Annotated in this window: 1 protein-coding gene and 1 tRNA gene; one reads left to right on the top strand and one right to left on the bottom strand. The window is 71.9% G+C overall.

All coding sequences use genetic code 11. From position 1 onward, the window contains the following. The first annotated feature begins 2 nt into the window (after positions 1 to 2). The gene (locus FV228_RS27305; protein ID WP_246694048.1) at positions 3 to 2,024 is read left to right on the top strand and encodes a PAS domain-containing sensor histidine kinase; all 2,022 of its coding nucleotides are present in this window, start codon (positions 3 to 5) and stop codon (positions 2,022 to 2,024) included. Between the two features lie 74 nt (positions 2,025 to 2,098). Here the strand turns inward: FV228_RS27305 and FV228_RS27310 are convergent. Beyond that, positions 2,099 to 2,175: transfer RNA gene (locus FV228_RS27310), tRNA-Met, on the bottom strand. Positions 2,176 to 2,218: the final 43 nt, after the last annotated feature.

Raw genomic sequence — 2,218 nt, forward strand, 5'->3', positions numbered from 1 at the left:
TCCTGATCCTGGCGCCGCGCGGGCGCGACGCCGCGGTGGTCGAGCAGGTGCTCGCCCGGGCCGGCACGCCGGCCGCAATCTGTCCCGATCTCCCCGGCTGGATCGACGCCCTCCGGACCGGGGCCGCCGCGGCGCTGGTCACCGAAGAGGCCCTCGGGGAGACCGGGCCGCCGGACCTGTTCGCGTGGCTCGAGGCGCAGCCCGCCTGGTCGGATTTCCCGTTCATCGTGCTGGCGACCCGCCAGCTCGGGCACCGCTCCCAGCGCGCGTCCCAGCTCCTCGCCCGGCTCGGCAACGTGGTCCTGCTGGAGCGCCCGATCAACGCCGAGACCCTGGTCAGCGCCACGGCCGCGGCCCTGCGGGCGCGCCGTCGTCAATACCAGGCGCGCGAGCGTCTCCTGGAGCGCGAGCGCGACCGGGAGCAGCTCAGACTCGCCAACGAGGGGCTGGAGCGGCGCGTGGCCGAGCGGACCCGGGAGGTCGAGACCGCCCACGAGACCCTCGCCTTCGCCCTCGACGCCGCCGGCATGGGATCCTGGGACCTCGATTACGGCACCGGCGCGTCCCGGCGCTCGCCCCGCTTCGACACCGTGTTCGGCTACGACGCGCCCCAGGCGTTCTGGAACCGGGAGACCTTCCTGGCCCACGTCGTCGAGGAGGATCGGGCGGGCGTCGACCGGGCCTTCTCCGCCGTCGGATCGACCGGCCGGCTCGATCTGGAATGCCGGATCCGCCGGGTCGACGGGGCGGTGCGCTGGATCGCCCTGCGGGGACAGGTCAAGTCCGACGCGGCCGGCACCGCGACCCGGATCGCCGGCATCCTGATGGACCGCACCGACCAGCACGTCACCGAGGAGGCCCTGCGCCAGGCGCAGAAGATGGAGGCGATCGGCCAGCTCACCGGCGGCGTCGCCCACGACTTCAACAACCTGCTCACCGTCATCGTGGGCGGGCTCGACATGGTGCTCCGCCGGCCGGAGCAGGTCGATCGGGTCAAGCGCCTCGCGGAGGCCGCCATGGGCGCGGCCCGGCGGGGCGAGCAACTGACCCAGCAACTCCTGGCGTTCTCCCGCCGGCAGATGCTGCGGCCGCAGACGCTCAATCCCAACCGCCTGCTCCTGGATTTCCGGCCCCTCGCGGAACGGGCCGCCGGGGGCGCGGTGGAGCTCGCCTTCGACCTCGACCCCGCCCTCGATCCGATCCGCATCGACCCCGCACAGTTCGAGGCCGCGGTGCTCAACCTGATCGTCAACGCCCGCGACGCCATGGAGGGCCGGCCGGGTCACACCCGGATCGCCGTCACGAGCCGCAACGTCCATCTCGGCACCGGCGCGGTGACCGAGAAAGGCGTGGCGCCCGGCCCCTACGTGCTGGTCTCGGTCACCGATACCGGCGCCGGGATCCCGCCGGACAAGCTCCAGCGGGTGTTCGAGCCGTTCTTCACCACCAAGGAGGTCGGCAAGGGGACCGGGCTCGGGCTCAGCCAGGTCTACGGCTTCACCCGCAGTGCCAACGGCTTCGTCGACATCGCCTCCGCGGTCGGGGCCGGCACCACCGTGAACCTCTACTTCCCGCGCTCCACCGACCCGGCCGACGAGGAGACCGGGGCCGGCGCGCTGCGGACGATTCCCCTGCGCCGCGCCGGCGAGGGCGAGACCGTGCTGCTGGTCGAGGATGACGAGCAGGTGCTCGGCATGGCGGTGGAGAGCCTGGAGGAGCTGCGCTACCGGGTCATCATCGCCCGCAACGCCGCCGAGGCCTTAGACCATCTCCGGGGCGTGGAGCGCATCGACATCCTGTTCTCGGACGTGGTCATGCCGGGCGGCATGAACGGCTCGCAGCTCGCCGTCGAAGCCCAGCGGATGCGCCCCGGGATCAAGGTGCTGCTCACCTCGGGCTATGTCGCCAATCTCGACGAGGGCCAGGTCATCGGCCACGGCGAATTGCCGGTCCTGAACAAGCCCTACCGCCGCGACGAACTCGCCCGGTCCCTGCGCCTCGTGCTCGGCGGCGAAGGACGCTGAACCCCGATCACGAAAAACCCGGTCCGCGCGAGCGGGCCGGGTTTTTGGTGGTGGTCGGGTGGTCGGAAGGGATTTGGTTGCGGGGACAGGATTTGAACCTGTGACCTTCAGGTTATGAGCCTGACGAGCTACCGGGCTGCTCCACCCCGCGCCAAGGTTGTGCGGCTGATCCGGGCTGGCTGGCGCTGGTGGGC

Source organism: Methylobacterium sp. WL18, assembly GCF_008040015.1.
Taxonomy (GTDB): Bacteria; Pseudomonadota; Alphaproteobacteria; order Rhizobiales; family Beijerinckiaceae; genus Methylobacterium; species Methylobacterium mesophilicum.